Origin of the sequence: Nocardia flavorosea, assembly GCF_015477805.1 — a bacterium.
Taxonomy (GTDB): domain Bacteria; phylum Actinomycetota; class Actinomycetes; order Mycobacteriales; family Mycobacteriaceae; genus Nocardia; species Nocardia flavorosea_A.
In genome coordinates this window covers 500,960-525,445 of the sequence record NZ_JADLQL010000002.1, presented here as the reverse complement: position 1 = coordinate 525,445, position 24,486 = coordinate 500,960, and the positions used below count along the sequence as shown (strand labels likewise).

General features: G+C 68.7%; 21 protein-coding genes and 3 tRNA genes. 15 read left to right on the top strand and 9 right to left on the bottom strand.

All coding sequences use genetic code 11. The features are described 5' to 3' along the window. The first annotated feature begins 178 nt into the window (after nt 1–178). The 6 genes from IU448_RS11265 (at nt 179) to IU448_RS11240 (ending at nt 2,377) form a co-directional block, all read left to right on the top strand. Nucleotides 179–841 carry a TetR/AcrR family transcriptional regulator gene (locus IU448_RS11265; RefSeq protein WP_195055518.1) on the top strand — a complete coding sequence of 221 codons (663 nt, stop codon included), beginning with the start codon at nt 179–181 and terminating at the stop codon, nt 839–841. A 95-nt stretch (nt 842–936) separates the two neighbouring features. After that, a tRNA-Glu gene (locus IU448_RS11260) sits at nt 937–1,009 on the top strand. Nucleotides 1,010–1,039: 30 nt separating this feature from the next. Continuing rightward, nucleotides 1,040–1,116 (top strand) — tRNA-Asp (locus tag IU448_RS11255). A gap of 55 nt (nt 1,117–1,171) precedes the next feature. Then, a tRNA-Phe gene (locus tag IU448_RS11250) sits at nt 1,172–1,245 on the top strand. 73 nt (nt 1,246–1,318) lie between these two features. Beyond that, nucleotides 1,319–1,501: a hypothetical protein gene (locus IU448_RS11245; protein WP_195055517.1), complete on the top strand. Its 183-nt coding sequence runs from the start codon at nt 1,319–1,321 to the stop codon at nt 1,499–1,501. Between the two features lie 156 nt (nt 1,502–1,657). Beyond that, nucleotides 1,658–2,377 carry a polyprenol monophosphomannose synthase gene (locus IU448_RS11240; protein ID WP_228812616.1) on the top strand — a complete coding sequence of 240 codons (720 nt, stop codon included), beginning with the start codon at nt 1,658–1,660 and terminating at the stop codon, nt 2,375–2,377. On the opposite strand, the gene IU448_RS11235 is transcribed toward IU448_RS11240, so the two are convergent. Together IU448_RS11235 and IU448_RS11230 are read right to left on the bottom strand one after the other, a co-directional pair. Further along, nucleotides 2,374–3,828, bottom strand: a complete 1,455-nt coding sequence (locus IU448_RS11235) for a 1-acylglycerol-3-phosphate O-acyltransferase (protein ID WP_195055516.1) — start codon at nt 3,826–3,828, stop codon at nt 2,374–2,376. The two genes, IU448_RS11240 and IU448_RS11235, sit on opposite strands and share 4 nt — an antisense overlap. Next, nucleotides 3,825–6,317 (bottom strand): glycerol-3-phosphate 1-O-acyltransferase, encoded by a 2,493-nt coding sequence (locus IU448_RS11230; RefSeq protein ID WP_195055515.1) that lies wholly within the window; start codon nt 6,315–6,317, stop codon nt 3,825–3,827. Before IU448_RS11230 ends, IU448_RS11235 begins: the two co-directional genes overlap by 4 nt. A gap of 600 nt (nt 6,318–6,917) precedes the next feature. Here IU448_RS11230 and IU448_RS11225 point away from each other — a divergent pair. The 3 genes from IU448_RS11225 to IU448_RS11215 all read left to right on the top strand — a co-directional run bounded on the left by IU448_RS11225 (nt 6,918) and on the right by IU448_RS11215 (nt 9,732). Further along, nucleotides 6,918–7,799 carry an oxidoreductase gene (locus IU448_RS11225; protein WP_195055514.1) on the top strand — a complete coding sequence of 294 codons (882 nt, stop codon included), beginning with the start codon at nt 6,918–6,920 and terminating at the stop codon, nt 7,797–7,799. 114 nt (nt 7,800–7,913) lie between these two features. Then, nucleotides 7,914–8,381 (top strand): carboxymuconolactone decarboxylase family protein, encoded by a 468-nt coding sequence (locus tag IU448_RS11220; protein WP_195055513.1) that lies wholly within the window; start codon nt 7,914–7,916, stop codon nt 8,379–8,381. Nucleotides 8,382–8,640: 259 nt separating this feature from the next. Next, nucleotides 8,641–9,732, top strand: coding sequence for a 3-deoxy-7-phosphoheptulonate synthase (locus tag IU448_RS11215; RefSeq protein WP_195055512.1), 1,092 nt, complete (start codon nt 8,641–8,643; stop codon nt 9,730–9,732). A 610-nt stretch (nt 9,733–10,342) separates the two neighbouring features. Here IU448_RS11215 and IU448_RS11210 read toward each other — a convergent pair. Then, on the bottom strand, nt 10,343–10,918 hold the full coding sequence (locus IU448_RS11210) for a GNAT family N-acetyltransferase (RefSeq protein WP_280456523.1): 576 nt from the start codon (nt 10,916–10,918) through the stop codon (nt 10,343–10,345). Nucleotides 10,919–11,009: 91 nt separating this feature from the next. On the opposite strand from IU448_RS11210, the gene IU448_RS11205 reads away from it, so the two are divergent. Then, entirely contained in the window at nt 11,010–11,939 is a 930-nt protein-coding gene (locus tag IU448_RS11205) for a sigma-70 family RNA polymerase sigma factor (RefSeq protein WP_195055510.1), read from the top strand. A 152-nt stretch (nt 11,940–12,091) separates the two neighbouring features. Here the strand turns inward: IU448_RS11205 and IU448_RS11200 are convergent, their stop codons facing one another. Next, on the bottom strand, nt 12,092–12,736 hold the full coding sequence (locus IU448_RS11200; protein ID WP_195055509.1) for a LysE family translocator: 645 nt from the start codon (nt 12,734–12,736) through the stop codon (nt 12,092–12,094). A gap of 522 nt (nt 12,737–13,258) precedes the next feature. On the opposite strand from IU448_RS11200, the gene IU448_RS11195 reads away from it, so the two are divergent. From IU448_RS11195 to IU448_RS11185, 3 genes are all read left to right on the top strand, one after another. Further along, nucleotides 13,259–14,929, top strand: a complete 1,671-nt coding sequence (locus tag IU448_RS11195; RefSeq protein WP_195055508.1) for a DNA repair helicase XPB — start codon at nt 13,259–13,261, stop codon at nt 14,927–14,929. Between the two features lie 39 nt (nt 14,930–14,968). Continuing rightward, on the top strand, nt 14,969–15,637 hold the full coding sequence (locus tag IU448_RS11190; RefSeq protein WP_195055507.1) for a DUF3239 domain-containing protein: 669 nt from the start codon (nt 14,969–14,971) through the stop codon (nt 15,635–15,637). Nucleotides 15,638–15,788: 151 nt separating this feature from the next. After that, nucleotides 15,789–17,192: a M1 family metallopeptidase gene (locus tag IU448_RS11185; protein WP_195055506.1), complete on the top strand. Its 1,404-nt coding sequence runs from the start codon at nt 15,789–15,791 to the stop codon at nt 17,190–17,192. A 9-nt stretch (nt 17,193–17,201) separates the two neighbouring features. On the opposite strand, the gene IU448_RS11180 is transcribed toward IU448_RS11185, so the two are convergent. Continuing rightward, nucleotides 17,202–19,472, bottom strand: coding sequence for a helicase-associated domain-containing protein (locus IU448_RS11180; protein WP_195055505.1), 2,271 nt, complete (start codon nt 19,470–19,472; stop codon nt 17,202–17,204). 271 nt (nt 19,473–19,743) lie between these two features. Between IU448_RS11180 and IU448_RS11175 the strand changes: the two genes are divergently transcribed. Further along, on the top strand, nt 19,744–19,932 hold the full coding sequence (locus IU448_RS11175; protein WP_195055504.1) for a hypothetical protein: 189 nt from the start codon (nt 19,744–19,746) through the stop codon (nt 19,930–19,932). Between the two features lie 71 nt (nt 19,933–20,003). Here IU448_RS11175 and IU448_RS11170 read toward each other — a convergent pair whose 3' ends face one another. Together IU448_RS11170 and IU448_RS11165 are read right to left on the bottom strand one after the other, a co-directional pair. Continuing rightward, the gene (locus IU448_RS11170) at nt 20,004–20,657 is read right to left on the bottom strand and encodes a transglycosylase family protein (RefSeq protein ID WP_195055503.1); all 654 of its coding nucleotides are present in this window, start codon (nt 20,655–20,657) and stop codon (nt 20,004–20,006) included. A 378-nt stretch (nt 20,658–21,035) separates the two neighbouring features. Further along, a complete protein-coding gene (locus IU448_RS11165; RefSeq protein WP_280456529.1) occupies nt 21,036–21,284 on the bottom strand; it encodes a hypothetical protein in 249 nt (82 codons plus the stop codon). Between the two features lie 208 nt (nt 21,285–21,492). Here IU448_RS11165 and IU448_RS11160 point away from each other — a divergent pair, with 208 nt between their 5' ends. Continuing rightward, nucleotides 21,493–21,912, top strand: coding sequence for a cold-shock protein (locus IU448_RS11160; protein ID WP_039822144.1), 420 nt, complete (start codon nt 21,493–21,495; stop codon nt 21,910–21,912). A 63-nt stretch (nt 21,913–21,975) separates the two neighbouring features. Here IU448_RS11160 and IU448_RS11155 read toward each other — a convergent pair whose 3' ends face one another. Together IU448_RS11155 and IU448_RS11150 are read right to left on the bottom strand one after the other, a co-directional pair. Further along, a complete protein-coding gene (locus IU448_RS11155) occupies nt 21,976–22,482 on the bottom strand; it encodes a DUF2771 domain-containing protein (RefSeq protein WP_195055502.1) in 507 nt (168 codons plus the stop codon). Continuing rightward, the gene (locus IU448_RS11150; protein WP_416383003.1) at nt 22,479–24,422 is read right to left on the bottom strand and encodes an MFS transporter; all 1,944 of its coding nucleotides are present in this window, start codon (nt 24,420–24,422) and stop codon (nt 22,479–22,481) included. Before IU448_RS11150 ends, IU448_RS11155 begins: the two co-directional genes overlap by 4 nt. Between the last annotated feature and the right edge of the window lie 64 nt (nt 24,423–24,486).

The following is a 24,486-nucleotide window of genomic DNA, read 5'->3' as shown; positions in this document are numbered from 1 at the left end:
TCCTTCGGGCTGGGTTCCGTACCAAAAGTTCTATACACGTCATAAAACCGACCGAAGGTCGGATACAACAGGATACGTTCGCGACGTCGGCCCGCTCGTCGAAAGCAGCTGATCGGTCGCGGTCATTCCGCAGGTGGAAATTCCGGCGGATGCACAAGGCTTCGGAGGCGTTTCGAGCATGGCACGGCAGCAAGAGCGGGCCCGTCGGACAAGGGCGGCAATTATCCGGTCCGCCGCCGTTGAGTTCGGGAAGAGCGGCTATGCCGCGGCTTCGCTCAACCGTATTTTGGAAGGATCGCGAGCCACCAAGGGCGCCATGTACTTCCATTTCGACTCGAAAGAGGATCTGGCGCGGGCCGTACTCGAATCGGCCGTAGAGCGATACAACCGCACCGTCGATCGCTGGCTCGTTCGCGTGGAACTGGGCCCGCTCGATATTTTGCACGGGATCTTCGACGAGGTGGCCCTGCGCCTGGAACACGACATCATCGTGCAGGCCGAATTCCGTCTGGTCATCGATCCGGGTTTCGGTCAGCAGAACGGTGGCGGCTGCCGGATGCTCAGTTCGGCCATCCGCAACTTGGCCGTCGGCGCTGTCGATCAGGGGCAGTTGCGACCGGACACCGATCTCGACCGTTTCACGCGCACACTCGCCGGCGCGTTGATCGGCCAGCGCTATATCGTCGACGCCCACCGCGGTGGCCCGGATCTGCGCACCCGGTTCCGGGAAGCGCTGGAGGTGGTGGTGCGGGCCAACTGCACGGCCGAATGGGCCACGCAGTTCGGGGAGCGCGGCTGGCGGGCGCAGGCGCAGCTCGAAGAACTCGCTTCCCCGTCCTGACCAGCCGATTTGGGATTTACGCGCACCCTGACATAAGCTATGCGAGCTCCCAACGGACAGCCGTTGAAAAGCCGGTCCGGAGAAATCCGGGACGAGCCCCCTTCGTCTAGCGGCCTAGGACGCCGCCCTTTCAAGGCGGTAGCGCGGGTTCGAATCCCGTAGGGGGTACGACCTATGAAAGTAGGTCGCACAGAGCAAGGCCCTGTGGCGCAGTTGGTTAGCGCGCCGCCCTGTCACGGCGGAGGTCGCGGGTTCGAGTCCCGTCAGGGTCGCCAGTGGATGCCGGAGCAATCCGCCATCCATCGGATGGCATTCGTTCCGGGTGCCTGCGGCCAGGTAGCTCAGTTGGTACGAGCGTTCGCCTGAAAAGCGAAAGGTCGCCGGTTCGATCCCGGCCCTGGCCACAATCCACCCCCTGACCGAATCGGTCCGGGGGTTTTGTTCGTCCTGGCTCCGGATGGATGGAATGCTGGAGTCATGGCCGAACGGTGGTACTACTGTTTGAAGCATCAGCGGGCCGAACGCGGGCGCCAGTGCTGGTTCCGCGACCGGATGGGTCCATATCCCGATCGCCCCACCGCTGAGCGCGCGCTGGAGATCGTGCGGCAGCGCAATGCCGCACAGGATGCGGCGGACCGGGAGTGGCGCGACGGGCAATGACGTACCGGGTCGCGACCGGGGTCCGCCCGGGTGAGCGGCCGGTATGACCGGTGCGCTGCAGCTGCGGGTCCGCGGTTGGGCTACCGTTCACAGGTAATACGTAGCGACGCTCGCGGCTCATGGTTCGGCTGACGGGCGAGACCAGGAGGGCGACCCTTGAGGGTTACCGTTGTTGTGCCGACCTACAACGAGCGGGACAATCTGCCGGTTGCGGTGGAACGGCTGACTGCGCTACCCGTGCCCGACCTGCACGTACTGGTAGTCGACGACAACTCCCCGGACGGTACCGGCGAGGTGGCCGACAAACTGGCCGTGGACCTGCCGAACGTGGTCTCGGTGCTGCACCGCACCGAGAAGGACGGTCTCGGGCGCGCCTACATCGCGGGAATCACCCGCGCGCTCGACGAGGGCGCCGATGTGGTGATCCAGATGGATGCGGACCTGTCCCACCCCGCCGAGGTGATCCCGGCCATGCTGGAAGAGCTCCGGCGGCCTGCTGTCGGAGTGGTGCTGGGTTCGCGCTACGTGCCCGGCGGCTCGACCGCCTCGGAATGGAAGTGGTATCGCAAGGCGCTCTCCGCCTGGGCGAACTTCTACGTCAATGCCATCCTGCGGCTCGGTATCAAGGACGCCACGGCCGGTTTCAAGGCGTGGCAGGCCGATACCCTGCGGGCGATCGATATCGAATCCATCCGTAGCAACGGCTATTCGTTCCAGGTGGAGATGAACTACCGGACCAAGAAGCAGGGCATCGGTATCGCCGAGGTGCCGATCCGCTTCGAGGAGCGGACGCTGGGCGCCTCGAAGATGAGCCTGGCGGTTCAGCTGGAATCCGCGCTCATGCCGTGGAAGCTGCTGCTGGGGCGTTCGCTCTAGCCGGCCGTGGTGGGCCAGTCGCGGAGGGTGTCGAGATAGCGCCGGCGGACCGCGGCGACCTCACGACCCAGCTCCGCGGGATCCCAGCCGGTGCTGTCGATGGGCGGCAGGATCGCGATATCGACCGTGCCGGGTCGAGCGATCATGGAGTCGCGGCGGCCGATATCGGCGGCATTGCGGATCACCACCGGGATCACCGGCACGCCCGCCTGCGCGGCGATATGGAATGCGCCCTTCTTGAACATGCCCGGTTGCGGTGTGTAGGAGCGGGTGCCCTCCGGGGCGATCGCGATCGACAGCCCGTCCCGCAGCGTGTGCACCACGGGCGCCAGCGAGGCTTTGGCACGGTCGGTGTTCGAGCGGTCGATGAATGTCACACCCACGAACCGCATGAGCGGGCCGAAAACCGGATGGCGGATCAGTTCCTTCTTTCCGACCCCGGTCACGCCCGCACCGAGCACCGCCGGAACGATGAGGACATCGAATTGGCTCTGATGGTTGAACAGGAACACCGCCGGTCGTGGGCTCCGGGCGTATTCGGCGCCGGTGACGCGCAGCCGGATGCCGCACACCCGTAGCGGCCAGCCGGCGCCGTAGCGCATCAGTGCGTCGGCCATCGCGCGGCGGTCGCGGGTATACGCCTTGCTCAGTACCCCGAACAGGGCACCGCCGAGCAGTGCCGCGAAGCCGAGAAGGGTACGTAGATAGTCGGCGGCGGTGGGAGCGGTGCGGGCGGCGACGACCGGCCGGGCCCAGCCGTGGTCGGCCGCGGCGGCCGCGAGAGTGCTGTCCGCCGCGATCGGTACCGGTGTTCCTGCCACCGACAGCAGCGGGAGGTCGGTGGCGCTGCCGGTGTAGACGTAGGAACGCCGCAGATCGATATCGCGAGTGCCCGCGAAATCGGCCACCATCGCGGCCTTGTCCCGGCCGTAGGGCAGGGGACCGTCGAATCCGCCGGTGCAGCGGCCCGCGATCACCGCGGGCCGGGCGCCGAGTACCTGGTCGATTCCGAGCGCCGCGGCCGCCGGGCACAGCTGGTACTCGGTGACCGTACCGGTCAGCACCACGGTGTGCCCGGCGCTCAGGTGTTCCCGCACCAATTGCCAGGTCTCCGGGTACACCCGGTCGTACCAGGCGCGTTTGAACACCCGCTCGCCCTGCGCGGCCAGTTCGTCGGGTGACCGCCCGGCGGCGTGTCCGGCGAGACGTTCGAGCAGGTCCGGACCCGAACTGTCAGCGCTGTGGCGTAACTGTTCGAAGAGGAGGCCAGCCGTCGCGGAACCGGGGTCGCGGAACCGGCGGCCCGTCATGGTGTGCAGGTCCGCAACTGCCGACAGATCGAAAAACGCGCCGATATCCGCGCCCTGCGGACCGGAACGAATCGCCGCGATCAGCGCATCGAGCGGCCCGGAACCGCCGGTTTCCGCGGTGGTGGACCTGCCGGTACTCATCGGGTCCGTCCCGCGGTGCGGTTCGACGGGTCGAGTGCGGCGGCCTGTGATATCCGGATGCCGATGGTGCGCAGCCGGTCGGCGAAATCGCGCCGCGCCGCCACCAGCGCTGTCACGGATTTCTCCGAATCCGGATCGGCGGCCTCGACGAGCCCGTGATTCGCGGCCAATTTCAATGCACTCCCGAAAAGTTCGGTGGATACCGATTCCGTGCTGTGCAGGCGTTTTTGCAGCAGCATCTGTTTGCCGACCGATACGCATTCGGCGATGAACTCCTTGCGGTCGATTTCCACGGTCGGTTCCCGGTCGGCCAGTCGCTCGGCCACAACCAATTGCGCATCGAAAAAGGAACGCAGTACGCGGTGGGCCATCATGAAACCGCTTCCGGTGAGCGCCGCCAGGATTTCACTGCCCAGAGTGTTTCGCGGGCGTGCCCGCCAGCCGGGGTCCACCAGCAGCATTTCCGCGGTGATCCGCTCGGCGAATTCGGCCCGGTCGGGAAAGAAGAATTCGAACTTCAGCAGATCCCGCAGCCGATACGCCTCCGCCCAGCCGATATCCAGGGCGTCGGCGTCCGGTCCGACGGCGCCGGCCACCGGATCGTCGGGGGCCGCTTCGACCGCGGCCAGGATCGCCAGTTCCAGGATGGCCCGGTCGACGAACCAATGGACCGCGCTGTTGCGGTAGAACGCGGCCTCGAGATGAGCGCCCGGCTCGATCGCATACACGGGCTCGACCCCGCCGCGATAGATCGTGACCACCTTGGCCAGCGACAGCTGCTCCAGCACGACGACCAGGCTCTGTTCGTCGCGCAGTTTCGCGACCTCGCCGCGGGGCAGATCCCGTGTGCCGATGTAGTCCATGACCGGATTGAGCACTTCGCAGACCTCGGCCAGAGTCAGCGCGCGGTCGTGCACGCCGAGCAGCGCCAGCGTGACCAGCGCGTTGGCGGTGATCGGGGTGACCGCATTGATTCCGACGGCCACATCGAAAGCCAGCCGCTGCACCGCGGCGCGTTCTCGTTCGCCGAGATGTTCGCCGAGGGCATCCGGTTCCGCGCGGGCCGGGCGGCCGCCGATATCGATACGGTGCAGCGGAATCGTGACCGGCGGCTCGGTGAGCGGATCGCCGTGCGTGGCCAGCCGGTCGCGCGCCGAGATCGGATCGCCGAAGCGGACATACACATGACCGGCCGAATGCTGCTGGTTGCGCACGTACCGGGCGAGCCAGGCCAGGCCCTCGGGTTTCTTCCGGCCGCCCACCTGTTCGTCGGCGATGGCGCCGAGTTCGTTGAGCCGCTCGTAGGTGATCGATACCGGTACCAGCAGCGCGTCGGCGACCCGGTCGCGGCGCACCGCCGCGGCCAGGTAGTTCAGCAGGCCGTAGCGGGGCGGGCGCAGCTTTCCGGTGCGGGTGCGCCCGCCCTCGAAATACCACTCGAGATTGAAGCGACGGGCGAGTAGATAGCCGAAGTATTCCTCGACAACGGCCTGGTAGACGGTATCGCCGGCGAAACTGCGGCGGATGAAAACGGTGCCGGTGCGCCGCGCGATCGGACCCATCGGCCAGAACCGCAGATTCGCCCCGCCGACGACGTGATTGGGCGGGAAATCATTGCGCGCCAGTACATCGCCCAGTACGAACGCATCCACATACGACCGGTGCGACGGCAGGAACACCAGCGGATACCTGCGGTTGAGATCGCGGAGCGCGGCAAGGCCGGACTCGTCGCAGTCCACCTTCCAGGTCGACGCGTGCACCGGGCGCATGGCCTGGGTGAAAAGGTCCGAAACGGTGCGGCTCTGCGCGGCGACCAGCTCGTTCAGGGCCTTCTCGGCGCGGCGCCCCACCTCCTGTGGATCGGTGCCGGTCTCGTCGGCGATTCGTTCCAGTCGCCGCAGGAAATCCGGCGAGTCCATGATTTCCTCGGCCACGAGCCGCGGCACCTTGTAGCGGTCACCGATCACGGTGCGTTCCGCGCGTTCCAGCGCGACCACCGCGGCCCGGACCACCGCACGCGCGAAGGGCTCGGCGCTACCGGTGTCGTGCAGGGCCGCCGCTTCCGGGTGGTTGGCGCGTAATTGGGTGAGCCGGGCGGGTGCGCCGGTGAGCACCAGATGCCGGTCGGGGGACCGGCCGACCAGCCGGCGCTGGGCGAGCCGGTTGGGGCGGCGCGGGTTGGTGAGCAGCGCGAGATCGCCGAAGGTCACCCGGCGCACACCGTCGCGTTCGGGTGGCAGCCACAGCACCCGAACGGGTACCACCAGTGGATCGTCGGTCCGGCCGGTGAGCCGGTCGGCCAAGGCGGCGGCATCGAGATCGAGCTGGGTGACCGGGGACCGGATACCGAGTTCCGCGGTGAGACCGCCCTCGGCGATCCACCGGCCGACCAGTTCGCGTTCGGTTCCCGAGCTCGAATCCACCAGCGCGACCACCGATTCCGGTGGATCGTCGGCCGGCGCCGGTGCGCCGCTGAGGTTCTCGATCATGGTGTGGGATCCTCTGCGTCCGATCGGAGGGGCTCGCGACTGTGCTGTCCGCGGTGGTCGGTGCGCGGCTCGTTCGCCGGGAGCCGGTCGCCGGCGGGATGGATTTCGAAATTACTCCATGTGACCACTATGTACGGCTTGCGCGCCGTACGGAGCGATTTGCCGGACTTGTCGCACGCCGCGTGCATCGGTGTTCCGTTGCTGCGCCGCTACCGTGGACCTCGGGTGGACGACGGTCCGGGAGCCGACCGGATTCGGGTACGCGTCGTCGGGCGGTGGGGCCGCGGTATGACGCGGCGTCGGACCGGCCTGCCGATCCGGTTTCCGGTGTGATAACCCTCGGCGAGGCGCGGTGTGGACGGAAACCGGCCGGTGCACTGGGGGCCGGCGGCGGGAAAGTTGCGGTACATCTCGTCGGGGACGGGGACTCGAAGTTGTGTGCGGCGCGTTCTGGTCCCTTGTTAGGTTAGGTAACCCTATTCAATTTGGGAAGGGGTTGGCGTCCTCACGGGTGGGCGTGCGCGATACCCGCCACGGACGTGCCGGGTCGGTGCGCCGCCACGCCGGGTGAGTGGCGGCCGCGCGGATTAAGCTCGCCACATGAGTGGTTGGGGCGTCGGGGATATCCCCGATCAGCAGGGCCGGACCGTGATCGTCACCGGTGCGAACAGTGGTCTGGGTGCGGTCGCCGCCCGAGCGCTGGCCGGCGCCGGAGCCCAGGTGATCCTGGCCTGCCGCGATGTGGACAAGGGCCGGGCCGTCGCCGGTGAGATCGGCGACCGCGCGCAGGTGCGGCGGCTGGATCTGGCCGATCTGTCCTCGATCCGCGAGTTCGCGGCCGGGGTCGACGCCGCACACGTCCTGATCAACAATGCGGGGGTGATGGCGGTACCGCTGCGCCGCACCGCCGACGGATTCGAAATGCAGATCGGCACCAACCATCTCGGCCATTTCGCGCTGACCGGGCTGCTGCTGGGCAAGATCAGCGAACGGATCGTCACCGTCTCCAGCGGCGCCCACGCCATCGGCGCCATCGACCTCGATGATCTCAACTGGGAGCGCCGCCCCTACAAACGCTGGTCCGCCTACGGTCAGTCGAAACTGGCCAATCTGCTGTTCACCTTCGAACTACGGCGCCGGCTCGCCGCGGCCGGTTCGGCGAAACTTTCCGTGGCGGCGCATCCCGGTTACGCGGCCACCGGTCTGCAATCGCACACCGAATCCATCCTGGACAAGGTTATGGCCGTCGGGAACAGACTGGCCGCTCAGAGCGCCGAAATGGGCGCGTTGCCGGAGCTTTTCGCCGCCACCGCACCCACCGTCGAAGCCGGTGCGTACTACGGGCCCACCAGCCTGGGCGGCACGCGTGGCCATCCGGGCCCGTCCGGGTGCTCCCCGCGGGCCAGGGACGAGCTCGCCGCCCGTTCCCTGTGGGACCTGTCGGAACGGCTGACCGGGGTGACGTTCGACTTCACCGGCTGAGCGGGCCCGTTGCCGTGCTCGCCCGGCCATCGGAGAAAAAGTCCACGCGGGATGTCACACCTGGAGTGCGTGCGTCGTCGACACCACGAGACCGCAACACGAAAGGAACCCGATATGGAACCCCGCATCGACCTCTTCGCCAACAAAGTCACCGCGAGCTACAGCAAACGCCTGATCACCGCCGGGAAAGTGGTGGACGATTCCGGTCTGCCCAAGGCTGTCCACGAACTGGTGAAAATCCGGGCGAGCCAGATCAACGGCTGCTCGTTCTGTGTCGATATGCACACCAAGGACGCCGCTCATGCCGGTGAATCGCAGGTCCGGATCAATCTGGTCGCGGCCTGGCGGGAAGCGACGGTGTTCACCGAGCCCGAACGGGCCGCACTCGAACTCACCGAGGCGGCCACCCGGCTCGCCGACGGCAGCGGGATCGGCGCGGACATCTGGCAGCAGGTGCGCAAACACTACGACGACGAGCAGATCGGCGGGCTGATCGCCGCGATCGCCACGATCAACGCGTGGAACCGGATGAACGCCATCGCCCACACTCCGGCCGGTAGCTACGAACCGGGACAGTTCTGAACCGATCCCGGGGCGGGATTGTGTAAACCGTCACTTTCTTTCACCCGTTTTCCGCCCCGGGCTCACCTGCGCGGTCCGCCGCCTGGTAGCGTGGCCGATCGTGCAGCGCGTGTATTTCTGGTTTAGCAAGCCGGCCCGGGGCGGGTCGGTCTGCGGCAACCACGCGCGCTGACCAGTACACCCCGAGCCGGATGACGACCGGCTCGACGGGGATCTTCTTTTCCGTGGGTCGGCCCGAACGAGAAGGACACCACCCACGATGACCATCGCAGTCGATATCGATGCCGACCACAGCGATCTGGACGACCAACGCACCCTCAGCGTGAGCCCGCTGCGTTCTCCCGCGGAAGTACGCCGCGTCCACGCGATCACCGATGAACACGCCGCCACCGTGCGCGCCGGCCGCCGGGGCACTGTCGATGTGCTCAACGACGCCGACGACCGTCTCATGGTGATCGTGGGCCCTTGCTCGGTGCACGACCCCGCCGCCGCCCTGGACTACGCCCGCCGGCTCGCCGCCGTGCAGGAAACCCTGTCCGACCGGTTGCACCTGGTCATGCGGGTGTACTTCGAGAAACCGCGGACGACCCTGGGCTGGAAGGGCCTCATCAACGATCCCCATCTCAACGGCAGCTTCGACGTCAACACCGGATTGGGAATCGGCCGACAGCTACTGCTCGACATCACCGCCCTGGGCCTACCGGTGGCCTGCGAATTCCTCGACCCCATCACCCCGCAGTACATCTCCGACCTGGTGTCCTACGGTGCCATCGGCGCGCGTACCGCGGCCAGCCAGGTGCACCGGCAGCTCAGCAGTGCGCTGTCCATGCCGGTCGGTATCAAGAACGGCACCGACGGTGACGTGCAGGTCGCGGTGGACGGGGTCCGGGCGGCCGCGGCCAGCCATGTCTTCCCCGGAACCGACCTCGACGGCCGGTCCGCGCTCATCCAGACCGCCGGGAACGAGGACTGCCATGTGATCCTGCGCGGCGGCTCCAACGGCACCAACTACGACGCCGCCTCGGTCGCCGACGCGTGCGCGCGGCTGGAGAAGTCCAAGTTGCCGCAGCGGATCGTGGTCGACGCCAGCCACGGCAACAGCAACAAGGACCACAAACGCCAGCCGATCGTGGTCGCCGATATCGCCGACCGGATCGCCGCGGGCGAGCGGAGTGTGGTCGGGGTGATGCTGGAGAGCTTCCTCGTCGCAGGCCGCCAGGACCTCACCCTCGGCCGCGCCGCCGACCTCACCTACGGCCAGTCGATCACCGACGCCTGCATGGACTGGGACACCACCGCCGCCCAGCTGGACCGGCTCGCCGAAGCCATCCGCCGGCGCCGCGAGCTCTGAGCGGCCGGAACGGCGAGCAGTGCCGCGCCGATAGTTCCGGGCCGGCCCAGCCGCGAACCAGCAGTCGCCGACGGCGAGCCATGCGATGAGCACGTCGGTCCGCCGGGCGTATTCGCCGGATTCACCGCGCGATCGCGGTCGGCGTCGCCGGACGTAACCGGAGACTGCGCGCGGCCGGGTCCGGCACGGGGCCGCATCAGCGCGGTTGTCCGCGACCGATGCGGCGCTGATCGCCGCCGAGCCGGGCCCGTCCCTGCGTAGTAGAAACTCGTAGCCGACCGTTCGGTCCGGATCCGTGGCGCGCTCGGTATCCGCGGTGGGGTGTACGGCGAGATCCCGGTCGGCGGTAGCCCGCTTTCACCTTCAGGGCGGTATCGCGGTCATTCGTGGGCGAGCGAGGGCGCGTCGAACCGGTTGCGGTCCGGGGCGAAGCCGGACGGTCCCTGGCGCGTCGCTGGTAAACGGTCGTCGGCCTATGGCGGCGGAACCGGCGGAACCGCCCCCTGGCTGCCCGAGTTGCGGACCGGATCCCAATCGTCGCCGATTCCCGGGGTGGGTGCGGCGCTTCTCGGCGGCTACCCCGGTGTTTCCGGTGCCGCCGCGGCACCGTTCACACTTCGGCAGGCCATCCATCAGCCGGACCGGGCCGATCGGTATTCAGGCGGGCGGCCACCCAGAAGTCGCGCCTGATTCCGCGCTGTACACCGCCGAGCCGGGCCAGGCCCTCGTACCGGAAACCGCTCTTGCGGGCGACGGCCGCGGACGCACGGTTCCCGACGAAGGCACGCCATTGGATACGGACCAAGCCCATACCGGCCGGATCGAAACCGAAATCGCATGTCAGCGCCACGGAACGCGAGATGATTCCGCGTGCGCGGTGCTCAGGGGCCAGCCAGAAGCCGATTTCGGCGGCGGTCTGGTCGTGCGGTCGGGTCCCGAGACCTATCGTCCCGATCAGCCGGCCCCGTTCCGCCGTGCGGATCGCCCAGACCGGACTACTGCCGGCCCAGCCTTCGGCCACAGTGGTTCCGATGAATTCCTCGGCGTCGGCGCGGACGTAGGGCCACGGGATCGTGACCCATTCGGCGATTGCCGGATCCTGACACGCCTCGACGACGGCGTCGATATCGTCGGTGCCCGGCCGGTCGAGCCATACCGTGCCGTCGGTCAGCGTCTGTTCCTCCACCCTCTGATGCTCCCATCGCGGCGGCGCCCGCGGCATCCGGATTTCCGGGTGCCGCGCGAACGGGATTTCCGCTCTCCGTAGAATCCGGGCGGTGGTAGCCGCGCTTCTCGCCGACCAGTTCGAATCGCATCGCGGGCATCTGCTGGCAGTGGCCTACCGGATGACCGGCAGCGTCTCCGACGCCGAGGACGCGGTGCAGGAGAGCTGGCTGCGCCTGGCCGGGGCGTCGCAATCCCAGATCGAGGATCTGCGGGCCTGGCTCACCACGGTGGTCTCCAGGCTCTGCCTGGACCGGTTGCGCAGCGCCGCGGTCCGCCGGGAAAGCTATGTGGGGCAGTGGCTTCCGGAACCGGTGGTGACACCGGTGACCGGCTCCGGCGATTCCGATCCGCTGGCCGCGGTGGTGTTGCGCCAGGAGTTCCGGCTGGCGGCACTGGTGGTACTGGATCAGCTCACGCCGCCGCAACGCGTCGCGTTCGTCCTGCACGAAGGACTGGGAGTGCCCTACGGCGAAATCGCCACGATCCTGGACGTCACCGCCGAGGCGGCGCGGCAGCTGGCGGCGCGGGCGCGTAAGGCGGTCCGGGAACAGACCCCGCAGCCCGTCGCCGACGGTGAACACGAGGCGGCGGTGCAGAAGCTGCTGGTCGCACTCAATACCGGCGATGCCCAGGCGGTGGCGGCCGTCCTGCATCCGGACGCGGTGATGATCGGCGATTCCGGCGGCACCACGCCGACCGCGCGCAATGTGATCGCCGGCCCGGACAAGGTGGCCCGCCTGTTCTTCGGTCTCATCCGCCGCTACGGGCTGGAGGGGCCGGACCACGATTTCCTCGCGACCGGCGTGGAATTCGTCCGGGTCAACGGTCAGCTGGGGGCGCTCGTCCGAGCCCACCCGGGAGACGAGACCCATCCGGGTTTCCCGGAGCGGGTAATGGGATTCACCGTGGTGGACGGTCTCATCCAGGGTGCCTACGATATCGCCAACCCGGCGAAGCTCGGCGGTATCCGGCTGCGCTGACCGCCCGGTGAACTGCTCGACCGGTTCCGCGAAGACCCGTCCACGCACGCCGGGGCCGTACTCCCAACGATAACGGCCAGTTCGTCCATGAGTGGGATCCGCCCGCGCGCTGGGGGCGTACCTGCCCGGAACGGCTCGGCGGCGCGGCCGCCTCAGACCGGCACCGGCCGGGCCCGGTCGGTGAGCAGCAACGCCGCCATACCGCCCAGCACCGTACCCATCAGCAGTCGCTGCACCCGCAGCCACAGCCGCCGGCCCGCCAGGAAACCGGCGACCGTACCGGCTGCACACACGATCACCGCATTCACCGTCAGCGCCACTGCGATCTGCACCCCGCCCAGGCACAGGCTCTGCAACCACACCGGGCCCGCTGCCGGGGCGACGAACTGCGGGATCAATGCCAGGTACATCACCGCGATCTTCGGGTTGAGCAGATTGGTCACCAAGCCCATGGTGAACAGCCGTCCCGCCCGGTCACGAGGGAGGTCTGCGGGCGCGAACACCGAGGTCCCGCCCGGTCGCAGCGTCTGCCACGCCAACCACAGCAGATAACCGGCGCCGGCGATCTTCAAGGCCGTGTACAGCTCGGGGACCAGCGCGAACACCGCCGTGATCCCGGTGGCTGCCGCAGTGAGATACACCGCGAACCCTGCGGCTACCCCGGCCAGCGAGATCAGTCCGGCGCCGCGGCCCTGCGATATCGTGCGCGATACCAGGTACATCATGTTCGGGCCGGGCGTGAGCACCAACCCGAGCGCCGCCACCGCGACACCGGCCGCCGCCGAGATTTCGATCATTCGACGATGATCGCGAGGATCGGCGGTCGTGTCGCGGTCCAGTCGGCATCCACTGGCCGCGCGGCGTTGCCTCTGCTCCGAGCGGAGACCCGGATGCGTTGTACCGATCGAGGCCCAGGTCCGGCCACCGCGTCCGATCACGGTACCGATGCCGCGGCCGATTCGGCCCCGGATGCCCGGACACGGAGCGGCGCGGCGGTACCGGTGGCAGCGCACGCGTCCGGTCGCGTGGGCATCGTCAGGATGCAGGACCGGTCCCACTTCCAGTCAGGCGCGGGCCCGACCGGCGGCTACGCGGGTGCCGTGCTTGCCGGAGAGTCTCCGCCGGACCGGTGCGGGTGCGGGTCGATCGTGTCCGTCGCCCACCGGGCCGAACACGGCTCTCTCGGGTGAGCCTGCCGGGCAGGAGCGGAGCCGTGGGAATGCCGGTCGTGCCCGGTCCCAGCGCGGTGTCTGCCAGGTCACCCGGCGTTGTCGGTGGCTTCGGGGACAATGGGCAGAAGTCGAGGTGAGGAGGGCCCCGTGGCGGATGGGCCGCTGATCGTACAAAGCGATAAAACAGTGCTGCTGGAGGTCGATCACGAGCTCGCGGACGTGGCCCGGCAGGCGATCGCCCCGTTCGCCGAGCTGGAGCGGGCGCCCGAGCATGTGCACACCTATCGGATCACCCCGCTGGCCCTGTGGAACGCGCGTGCCGCGGGGCACGATGCGGAGCAGGTGGTGGATGCGCTGGTCAGCCATTCCCGGTTCCCGGTTCCGCAGCCGTTGCTGGTCGATATCGTCGATACGATGGCCCGCTACGGGCGGTTGCAGCTGGTGAAACATCCCGCGCATGGGCTCACCCTGGTGAGCTTGGATCCGGCCGTGCTGGCCGAGGTGCTCCGGCACAAGAAGATCGCCCCGATGCTCGGGGAACGCCTCGACGACGACACGGTGATCGTGCATCCGTCCGAACGCGGCCATATAAAACAGCAGTTGCTCAAGATCGGATGGCCCGCGGAGGACCTGGCCGGCTACGTCGACGGTGAGGCCCACCCGATCGATCTCGACTACCACAGCGGCGGCTGGCAGCTACGCGACTACCAGGAGATGGCCGCCGATTCGTTCTGGGCCGGCGGGTCCGGTGTGGTGGTGCTGCCCTGCGGTGCCGGCAAGACCATGGTCGGTGCGGCCGCTATGGCCCGAGCCAAGGCCACCACCCTGATCCTGGTGACCAACACCGTCGCCGGCCGGCAGTGGCGGCGCGAACTGCTCGCCCGGACTTCGCTCACCGACGAGGAGATCGGCGAATACTCGGGCGAACGCAAGGAGATCCGGCCCGTCACCATCGCCACCTACCAGGTGATCACCCGTAAATCGAAGGGCGAGTACAAGCATCTCGAACTCTTCGACAGTCGCGATTGGGGGCTGGTGATCTACGACGAGGTACACCTGCTGCCCGCCCCGGTGTTCCGGATGACGGCCGATCTGCAGTCGCGACGCCGGCTCGGTCTCACCGCGACCCTCGTCCGTGAGGACGGCCGGGAAGGTGATGTGTTCTCGCTGATCGGGCCGAAACGCTACGACGCGCCGTGGAAGGATATCGAGGCCCAGGGCTGGATCGCGCCGGCCGAATGTATCGAGGTGCGGGTCACCCTGACCGATGCCGAGCGGATGTCCTACGCCACCGCCGAACCGGAGGAGCGCTACAAACTGTGCTCCACCGCGCACACCAAGATCGCGGTGGTGAAATCTATCCTCGACCGGCATCGCGACGCACCCACCCTCGTGATCGGCGCCTACCTGGACCAGCTCGACGAACTGGGCGCCGCACTCGATGCCCCGGTGATCCAGGGCTCCACCAAGAACAAGGAACGCGAAGCGCTGTTCGAGGCGTTCCGCCGCGGCGAGATTCCCGTCCTGGTGGTGAGCAAGGTCGCGAACTTCTCCATCGACCTCCCGGAAGCCTCGGTGGCGGTGCAGGTTTCGGGAACGTTCGGTTCCCGCCAGGAGGAGGCCCAGCGGCTGGGCCGGCTGCTGCGGCCCAAACAGGACGGCGGCCAGGCGCATTTCTACTCGGTGGTGGCGCGCGACACCCTGGACGCGGATTACGCCGCGCATCGGCAACGTTTCCTCGCCGAACAGGGATACGCCTACCGGATAACCGATGCCGATGATCTGCTAGGTCCCGCGTTCGGGGCGAACGACCAGTAGGGTCCCGCGGGTTCGGCCGACTGTGTAAGGGGTGGCGTAGTGCGACACTTCGACTTCGCGGTGGACCGCCGGCATGCGCAGGCGGTCAACGAAGTGGTCGCGGGACGCCGTCGGCTGCGCTTGGCGGCAGTTGCCGCGACACTGGTCTGCGCGGCCGCCACCGCGTATCTGGTGCGGTTGGGCCACGCCTGGTCCTATCCCTTGGCCCTGGCCTGTGCGCTGGGCGCCGCGACCGCGCTGTGGGTGGCGTTGTGGGCTCCGCGCCGCAGCGGTATCGCGCGGCTCTACGCCGACGGTGAACTGGTGCCGGCGGTCGTTTCCGGATTACATTCCCGGGGTGCGGTACTGCTCGCGCTGGTCAATGTGGCACGGCGGGATACCGGCGAGTCGCGGTACGCGCTGGTCACCAAGAGAGTGCGGAGCCTACCCGGGCACCGGTTCACGCCGGGGGAGCGAGTGCCGGCGATAGCGGTGCGCGGCGACCGGACCGCCCGCACGATCGGGGAACGCTGGCTGCCCGTCGATGCCATGCCGATCGCCTGGGGGACTTCGGACGGCACCGTGATCGAGCGTGCCCGCGCGGCCATCGACGACGCCGAATGGCGGCTGCTCGCCGACAATCTCGCGCTGGCCGATCAGGTGCAGCGCAGTTCCACCAAACGCCTGCTGCTCGATCCGGGGCAGTTACCGGAGGGCCTCGGCGCCTGACCTGTCGCGGGTTACGCTGGCGCACGCCGTATTCGGCGCGCCGGCAGCGCGCCGGGCGCCGCATGCACCCATCGGGTGGCGGCTGCGACTAACGTCGTCGAGCGGGACTGTCGCTGTGATCGCACGTCGAACCACGGAAGGTGGAAACCGCATGAAACTCACCCGCTGGCTGATCGCCGGGGTGGTTGTGCTGACAGGTCTGTCGCCGGCGCCCGCGGTGGGGCACGCTCAATCCGCGAACCTGGCCGGTGCCGACGGGCTGGGCGATCCCTACTTTCCGCAGGACGGCAACGGTGGGTACGACGTCGGGCACTACGAGGTCACGCTGGGATACGACCCGGCCGGTCACCGGCTCACCGGGTCCACGCGTATCGACGCGCACGCCACCCAGCCGCTCACCGCTTTCAACCTCGATTTCAGCGGGCCACCGGTGCACGCGGTCCGGGTGAACAATATGCCTGCCGGTTTCGTCCGGCAGGAACCGCACGAACTGGTCGTCACTCCGGCTCTGCCGCTGCTGCCGGGCCTGCCCTTCACCGTCACCGTCGAATATGCGGGTGTCGCCGCCGATACCGCCGGCGAAGGCTGGACCTACGCCCCGACCGGCGGCGCTTTCGCCGCGGGACAACCGCATTCGGCCGCGACCTGGTATCCGCTCAACGATTCTCCGCGCGACAAGGCCACCTTCACCCTGCACGCCACCGTTCCGGCCGAATGGGAGGTGATGTCGGGCGGCGCCCGGACACGCGACGAGGTACACGACGGATTCCGCACGGTGAGCTGGGAACAGCGGCATCCCGTGATCGGTTACCTGACCACCGTCGCCATCGACAAGTTCGAATATCTGGAACAGCGGCGGGCGAACGGAACACCGCTGCTGAGTGCGTTCGCTCCCGGCGCCGAGGAGTTGCGCGCACATGAGCAGCGGTTGCCGGAGGTCCTCGATTTCACCGAAAGCCTCTATGGCCCCTACCCGTTCGACAACGCCGGTGGTATCTACCTGTCCGCCCCGCTGCCGTTCTCGCTGGAGACCCAGACCCGGCCGGTCTATGCCGACTGGGCCGATCTCAACACGGTGGTGCACGAGGTGGCCCATCAATGGTGGGGTGATTCGGTCTCGGTGTACAGCTGGTCCGATATCTGCCTGAACGAATGCCTCGCCAGCTATACCGCCGACTATCTGTGGCCGGAGCGGATGGAGGGCGTCGATGTGGACGCCGAATACCGGAATACGATCCGGAAGGCGCTGGACAAGCCGAAGTTCTGGGCTGTGCCGCTACAGGATCCCGGACCGGAGAAGATGTTCACCTCGGTGTACTACCGCGGCCCGTTGTTCCTGCACGCCCTGCGTAAACAGCTGGGGGACGACGTGTTCTTCGGCGCTCTCCGCGAATTCGTGACTACTCACGCCTACGGCCACGCGTCGATGCCGGAATTCCGTGCCTTCGTGCAGTCGAAATCGCCGGTCGATCTGACCGGATTCTTCGACGCCTGGTTGCACGGCACCACGCCACCGCCGGACCAGTACCTCTATCCCGGCGACCTGCGCGGCTGACCGCGCCGCCTACTCCAGCAGCGCGACCGAGGAGATCCGGTGCAGGGTGAACTGCCGGACCGCCCCGGTGACGGCGTCCAGCGCCTCGAGCTGCCCGTTTCCCACCCGCACCGGTTCGACCACCCGCTGAATCGCGGTCCCCTTCGCGTCGACGTAGCCGATATGCACTTGCCGATGCACCCGCGCGGCCAACTGCAGCAGGGCCAGTGCGGCGGCCGTGCTGGTGCGGCTGCCGTCGCTGCGCACCGTTTGCCGGGATGTCGCCCCGGCCGCGCGCTCACCTGCCCGGAGCTCGGTAACCAGGAGTTCGAGCTGTTCGGTGGTGGGTGGTGCGGGCCGATACGGCTGGCGGGCCAAGGGCCGTACGTTGATCCGCGCCCCGCGCTGCCGCAGGTCGACTATCGCGCCGGAGGAATCCTCACCGGCGGGCGCGAAACCCGCCGCACGAAGTTCCTCGAACAGTTCACCCAGCGGTGCCTGCGAGATCGCGACCGTCGGTGCGATCCCGCGCAGTGCGAGCGTCTCCGCCACCGGCGAGGCGAGTACCTGGGCCAGGAGCGCGGGGTCTTCGCTGCGGACGAACGATTGCGCCATCCCGGCGCGTAACCGGCCGTGCCGGCGCGCCACATCGTCGATGAGATAGGTCAGCGTCTGTGGGACGGGTGTGCGGGAATGCCGTTCGAACAGATGGTGAAGCTCCGCGGCGGTCAGCCCGGCGTCGAGCGCCCGGCGCAGTGAGGGTTCCGAGAGCCGGTAGACCGTCGCGGCCCCTGCCGATTCCACATCGGCGACCAGGGCGATGCGCTGCTGTAGCTCGGCGGTGAGCGGTCCGGGTGCTACCACCGTGAGGTCCGCCTGGACCAGCACATGGTCGACGGGGTCGGGTAGCGCCGCGTCGAGTGCGGCTTCGGCTGCCGACGAGGTCTCGGTGAGCAGGGCCCGGCCGGCAGTGGTGAGCGCGCCGCGGCCCACGAGACCGAGCGCGGCGGCTTCGCGCAGGGTGCTCTCCACGACCTGCCCGCGGTAGAACCGTCGCCGCCGGGGTGCGCGCCAGGCCAGCAGCCGGCCGATATCGCCGGGCGGCAGGGCTGTCCCCGGCGCTCGTTCGGCGAGGGCCTCGAGAACGGTGCGGCGTTCCCGGACCGCGTAGGGCACCCGCAGTTCGTGGGCGAGCGCGGCCAGCGGCTTGTCGGCGGCGTCCCGCAGGCCGATCATCCAGGGGTAACGGTCCAGTTCGAGCCAGCTGTGGGCCAGCGGCACCCAGCGGCGGGCGGGTGGAGCCTCCAGCCACGAATCGGCGGCGGGGGTGGGTGCCCAGAATTCGTCGGCGTCGGCCTCCGGCGGCGGATCGGGGAATCCCTTCTCGATCAGTTTTGCCGCGGCCAGTAACTCGACCAGTAGCCCGGCGCGGGTTTCCTCGATCCCGGCGGTGCGGGCGATCCGGCGGATCTCTCGCACCCCGAGCCCGCCGGCGCGTAGTGCGGGGGCGGGCACCTGGCCCAGGACCTCCAGGACCGCGGCGCAGTGCCGTAGGAGCTCGCCGACCTCACCGGCGCCCACCCCGTCCACCTCGGCGACGGGGTGCGCGGTGGCCGCCGGTTCGGGAGGAGTGAGGTGGCGCGGGTCGGTCACCGGCTCGCCCCGTAGCAACTGTCCGACCGCGGGCGGCAGCTCCACCGTCTCGTCGTCGACCCGGCGCAGCAGGTGCCGGGCCAGCAGCCGGGGGACCGGGCGGTCGGACGGGGCGTCGGGCGCCGCGTCTCGGGTCCGCCCCCGCGGGCCGGTTTCGGCCAGCTTGTCCAGCAGGGCCCGTTCGGCGGCCGGTAGCTCGGCGAGGATCGCGGCAATTTCCGGTTCGCCGGGGGTATCGGCGTCGGTGCCGCTTCCCAGCGGCCACGGCAATGCCTCGGCGGTGGCGGGGACGAGCCGGACGCGGTCGCCGTCGAACCAGATCAGGGCGCGGTCGGCGAGTTCGGCGAGCGCCGCGTCCACCGTGGCGGCCTTGGCGCGGCCGCGCAGCGCGCGTTTCAACTCCGCACGTGTCGGCGATTCGTTACCGGCCGCGGTATGTACGGCCATTGCCTCCACTGTGCCGAAAGCCGCGGTGTCCAGATCGTCGGCGGCCCGCAGCACCGAGGCCCGCTGTTCGGCACGGGCAGCGAGCACCGCCATCGAAGCGGGCAGCGGTACCGCGAGATCGGGTCGCCGTTCCAGTAGTGCCACCAGTTGGGCGTCGGAGCGGCCGCCGAGCCAGGCGGTATACGAGTCTGGGCCGGTCATCCGGTCCAGATTATGCCTACCTCGGCGTTCGGCGCCGACCTGGTTACGGAACCGGTGCGGGGCCGTGGGCCCGGCGGACCGGGGGTGCGCTCGAACTGCGCGTATACCGCCGCGTCGGCCGTGCGCGTAGGAGACCTCTGCCGTCGGCCATTCCACGGTGGCTGCGTCGCGCCGCGCCCGGGTCTCGCGGCGAGAACGTATCGATCCGCCCGGCCGGCCGGCAGCGGTTGTCCTGCGAGGTCGCCTGAGGGGCTCATGCCAGAATGAGTACGTGGTGAACAAATCGAAGAAACCCTACGTCGACAACGGCTGGCCCGAAGTGGCCGACGGTGAGCACGCCGTTACCGAACTGTCGTCGACTCGCGCCGGTAACCTCTCGCCGTTCGGCGAGGACACCGAGTTCCCGGTGGCTGCCGAGCAGCTGCCGTACGTGCACCCGCATACGGTGATCAACCGCTGAGCGGGCGGACGAAAGAACCCCGTATCCGAAGATTCGGATACGGGGTTCTTTCGTAGTAGGGGTGGTGCCGCTCAGTTCGGCAGCAGGCCCTTGTTGGTCTCGTAGAAGCCCAGCAGCGCGGGATCCAGCTGCGGGGTACCGGCCTTGACCGCCTCGAACAGATCCAGTGCGGGCTGCGGAACCTGGACACCCTGCGCCTGGACGGCGGCGAGGGCGCGGTCCACCGCGGTGTAGACCTCTTGGGTCTGCGTCTGGGCCTGGTTCTGTGTCTGCTGCGGGGCAGCGGGAGCGGCCGGCGTGCTCTGGTTCTGCGTCTGCACGGCCGGAGTGTCGGAGGGGACCTCACGCGGGGTCGAGCCGCTGCTCAGGCCCAGCGAGGAGGAGCAGGAAGGCCAGGCGCCCCAGCCTTGGGAGGCGAGGACCTTTTCGGCGACGGCGATCTGCTGCTCGCGGCTGGCCTGGTTGGCGGTCGGCGCGTAATCTCCGCCGCCGTGTGCCTGCCAGGTGCTCTGCGAGAACTGCAGTCCGCCGTGGTAGCCGTTGCCGGTGTTGATGGCCCAGTTGCCACCGGCTTCGCACTGCGCGAGTCGATCCCAGTCGGAGTCGGGTGCCGCGCTGGCGTTACCGGCGAGGGCTGCACCCGCACCGCTCATCATGGCGCCGGTGACGGCAACCTTGGCGACAGTGCGACCGGTATTGGTGGGCTTGCGATGGCGTCCACTCATTCGGGTTCGTCTTCCTCTCGTACGCACCTGCGAGGGATTCGCTCGGGTCCAGGCTGAGAGGGTGCCCGTCCCGCCCTCGCCCCTGTCGTTTCCTTGGGGTCCGGTACCCGCGGGGCGAGGTTCGGTGCGGCGGGCCGGTGGGCCGGTGTGCCCGGCTGGGGTAGACGGTACGACGGATCCGGCGAAAAATCACTTTTTGGTAACCGGCGTGTGCGGCGGGGTTGCGGAGTGGTCACAACTGGCTCTCGCGGACTCTGTGCAGCTAGTGGGCTCGCGCCGAGCAACGCCAACTCCCCGCAATAGGCGTTATTATTCCGTGATGTGATTATCATCACACATTGGTTTCGGGCCGCGAGTCGCCCGGGTACCGAACAGGAGTCACTTGGCTCGTCGGCCGGAGCGCAGCGCGAACACCAGCGCCAGCACGAAGCCCAGCGGGGTCAGCAGTATGGCGCCCAGGTACAACCACAATCCGGGCTTACCGTCGGTGACGATCGGGGTGAGGAAGATCCCCACGATCGCGAGCAGTCCGAGGGCGAACAGGGCCAGCGCCAGCCGCAGGAGCCAGTCGCCGGGCGCACGCCCGGACGGTGGGGTGGACGGCCGGGGATCAGCGGGGTTGGTCACCTGTCGACGGTAAAACTGATGTGCTGGTGTCCTGCCCACCGGGGTAGACTCGGGGACGATCTCGCGTCCTGCATGCTTGCCGGGCGCGTTTTTCGAGTGCAGGCAGAGCTTTCTAGAGAAAGCAGGGGGCCCGCCCACCAGCGGGTTTCAGGAGACGTGTGCGCCGGGCCCGCGGGCCGGACGCCGAACAGACGAACGGGTGAGCGCAGTGCCGACCGGCAAGGTGAAGTGGTACGACGTGGAAAAGGGCTTCGGCTTCCTTTCCCAGGACGAGGGTGAGGACGTCTACGTCCGCTCGTCCGCGCTGCCCCAGGGCGTGGAAACGCTGAAGCCCGGTCAACGGGTGGAGTTCGGGATGGCCGCCGGACGCCGCGGTCCGCAGGCGCTGAGCCTGAAACTGGTCGAAGCGCCCCCGTCGGTCCGGCAGAACCAGGAACGCAACGCCCGCAAGGAGCCCGTGGCCCGCAAGCACAGCCCGGACGAACTGCACGGCATGGTCGAGGACATGATCACGCTCCTGGAGGCCAAGGTGCAGCCGGATCTGCGCAAGGGCCGCTACCCGGACCGCAAGACGGCACAGCGGATCTCCGAGGTGGTGCGCGCGGTCGCGCGGGAACTCGATCGCTGATCGGCGCACAACAGGTACCGGTTACGGGCCGGCCCGAGACGATCGGGCCGGCCCGTTCGTATATCAGGCGGTTTTGATCGACCAGATCGCGTGCGGAATCGAGAACTCCCGGCCGGTCTCGTCGATCGCGATGATCATCACCTGCAACTCGACACCGATCAGCTCGAGCCCCGGTTCGGGATTCGAGTCGATGGTCAGCGCCCGGATATCGTCCGGATGATCGCGGTAGCTGCTGGGCTTCTCGACCACTGCGCCGTTCTCGTCGGCATACAGCGGTAGCAACTCCCACGGCGTGCCCACGACCTCCGACGGCAGCGAGATCTGCAGCGGGCTACCCGCCGGGACCTCCAAGAACACGGTGTCGCCCTGTTCGCAGTTCTCCATCCGCACCGTGCAGAAGTAGAACGGCGGCACGGTGACGGCTTCGCCGTGCGCATACGCCGTGAGTTCCGGTTTGTGCGGCTCGGCATCGCGCGCCAGCAGCCAGACCACGCCGGCGGTCCCGGCCGCCAGCACCAGGATCCCGGCCAGGGCCAGCGCGAGAGTCGTTCGGAATCTGTTCGTACTCACCGGGCGGAGTCTCCTCGTGGGGGGTCGTGGTGCGGTATTTCTTGTTCGGCGTGCAGCGGGCGCCGGCCGCCGAAACCGGGCAGCAGGCTGTGCCCGCGTGAACTCAGCACAGTCTGGACCAGGCCCGCGACGAGAACGGCACCGACCACAGCGAAACCCTTCCAGTAGTCGGTCGGCAGCAGGACCCCGCCGGCACCGCCGATCACCCAGCTCAACTGCAGCACGGTTTCGGAACGCCCGAACCCGGACGCAACCGATTCCGGCGGCAGATCGTCCTGGATGGAGGCGTCGAGCGAGACCTTGGCCAGCGCGCTGGCGCCCGCCGCGACCAGCGCGGCCAGCGCCGCCCCGAAGAGGTTGTCCAGAATCAGCGCCACCGCCACGACGGCCGTGCAGGCGAGGGTGCAGTTCACCACGATCAGCGAGGGCCGCCCCAGTCGCAGCCGGGCACCCGTGGCGTTACCGGCGAAGTTGCCGACTGCCGCCGCCGCGCCGACCAGACCGAGCATCGCCGCCTGCTGTACCGGCCGGTGTTCGGTGGCCTTGGCCACGAAGGCGACATAGAAGGTCAGGAACCCGGTGAGTATCCGGATACTGCCGTTGCCCCATAACCCGGTGACCACCGCGCGCCCCAGCGGTTGCCGGCGTTTGCGGGGTGGTACGGCGGATTCGCGGCCGGGTGCCAGCACTTCGGTCTGGGGATCGTCGCCGCGGTAGCTCAGGGTCGCGGGGACCTCGCCCTCGGTGATCTCCACCCAGCGGGGGATCTTCCAGCTCAGATAGGCGCCGCCCACCGCGATACCGGTGGCCAGGAGCAAGGCTCCGGTCGAACCGGTGAGCGCGGCGGTGACCCCGGCTATCCCGCCCGCCCCGAGAGTGCCGCCGACCAGACCGAATACGGTCAGCCGGGAATTGGTGCGGACCAGATCTATATCGGGTGGCAGGACCCGCGGCGTCACCGCGCTCTTCAACACGGCGAACGATTTGCTGAGCACCATCATGCACAGCGCCAGCGGATACAGCACCCAGCTGTCGAAACTGAAGACCAGCACCACCGCCACAACCGCGCGGGCAGCGAAGGACGCCGCCAGCGCCAATCGGCGGCCGGTCTGCAACCGGTCCAGCGCCGGTCCGATGAGCGGCGCGATGATCGCGAACGGCGCGATGGTGATCAGCAGATACAGCGCGACCTTCGACTTGCTCTCCGCGGTGGCGCTGGCGAAGAACAGCGTATTCGCCAGCGCCACCGCGATCGCCGCGTCCAGCGCGAAATTGGCCATGGTGGCGTAGGTGAGGGCGGTGAGCCCCGATTTGTCCGCGCCGTCGGCTTCGGCGGCCCGTCGGAAGGTGGCGATGCCTTTCTCGGTGAGTTCCCGGCCGCGCATCGCGGCCACCCGGGTGACGGTGAGTTTCCGGGGGAGTCGCCGGTCGTCGGCGTCGTATTCGGGGTCGAGATCCGCGCTGCGGTATTCCTTTGTGGCCGCGAAACGCTCCTCCGGATCGCCGGGGCCGGGCTCGTGCGGTTCGCTCGCGGACCGGTAACGGGGTTCGGCCGGGGGTTCGGCCGAGCCTCCGCTGCGAGGTGCGCGAGAGCCGGAATCGCGGGCGCCGCCCGGCCGGTATTCGTCCCGGCCGGCCGGCTCGGCCCGGTTCGCGCCGAAAGCGGCCCGGCCCGCGTCACGGGACGGGCGGTCGGGCCCGGCTGCGCTGCGGGGGCCCGCCGGCCCCGCGGTACCGGGCGGGCCGCCGGATTCGGCAGCGGACCGGCGGGATTCGTCCGGGCGGATCTTTTCTCCGGGGCGGTACCCGGGATCGGCCGGACGAGTGGTGCGGTAGTCGCCCGGCGCCCGGCGATCACGATCCAGCGCATCGAACGGGCCGGGCTCGCCTCCGGTGCCGAATCTGCTCGGCGCGGACGGCGTGGCGCCGGGGCGCTCGATCCGGCCGGCCTCCGCGCCGGATCCGGAGTGCCGTCGATAACCGGCGCGGTCCGTTGAATCCCCG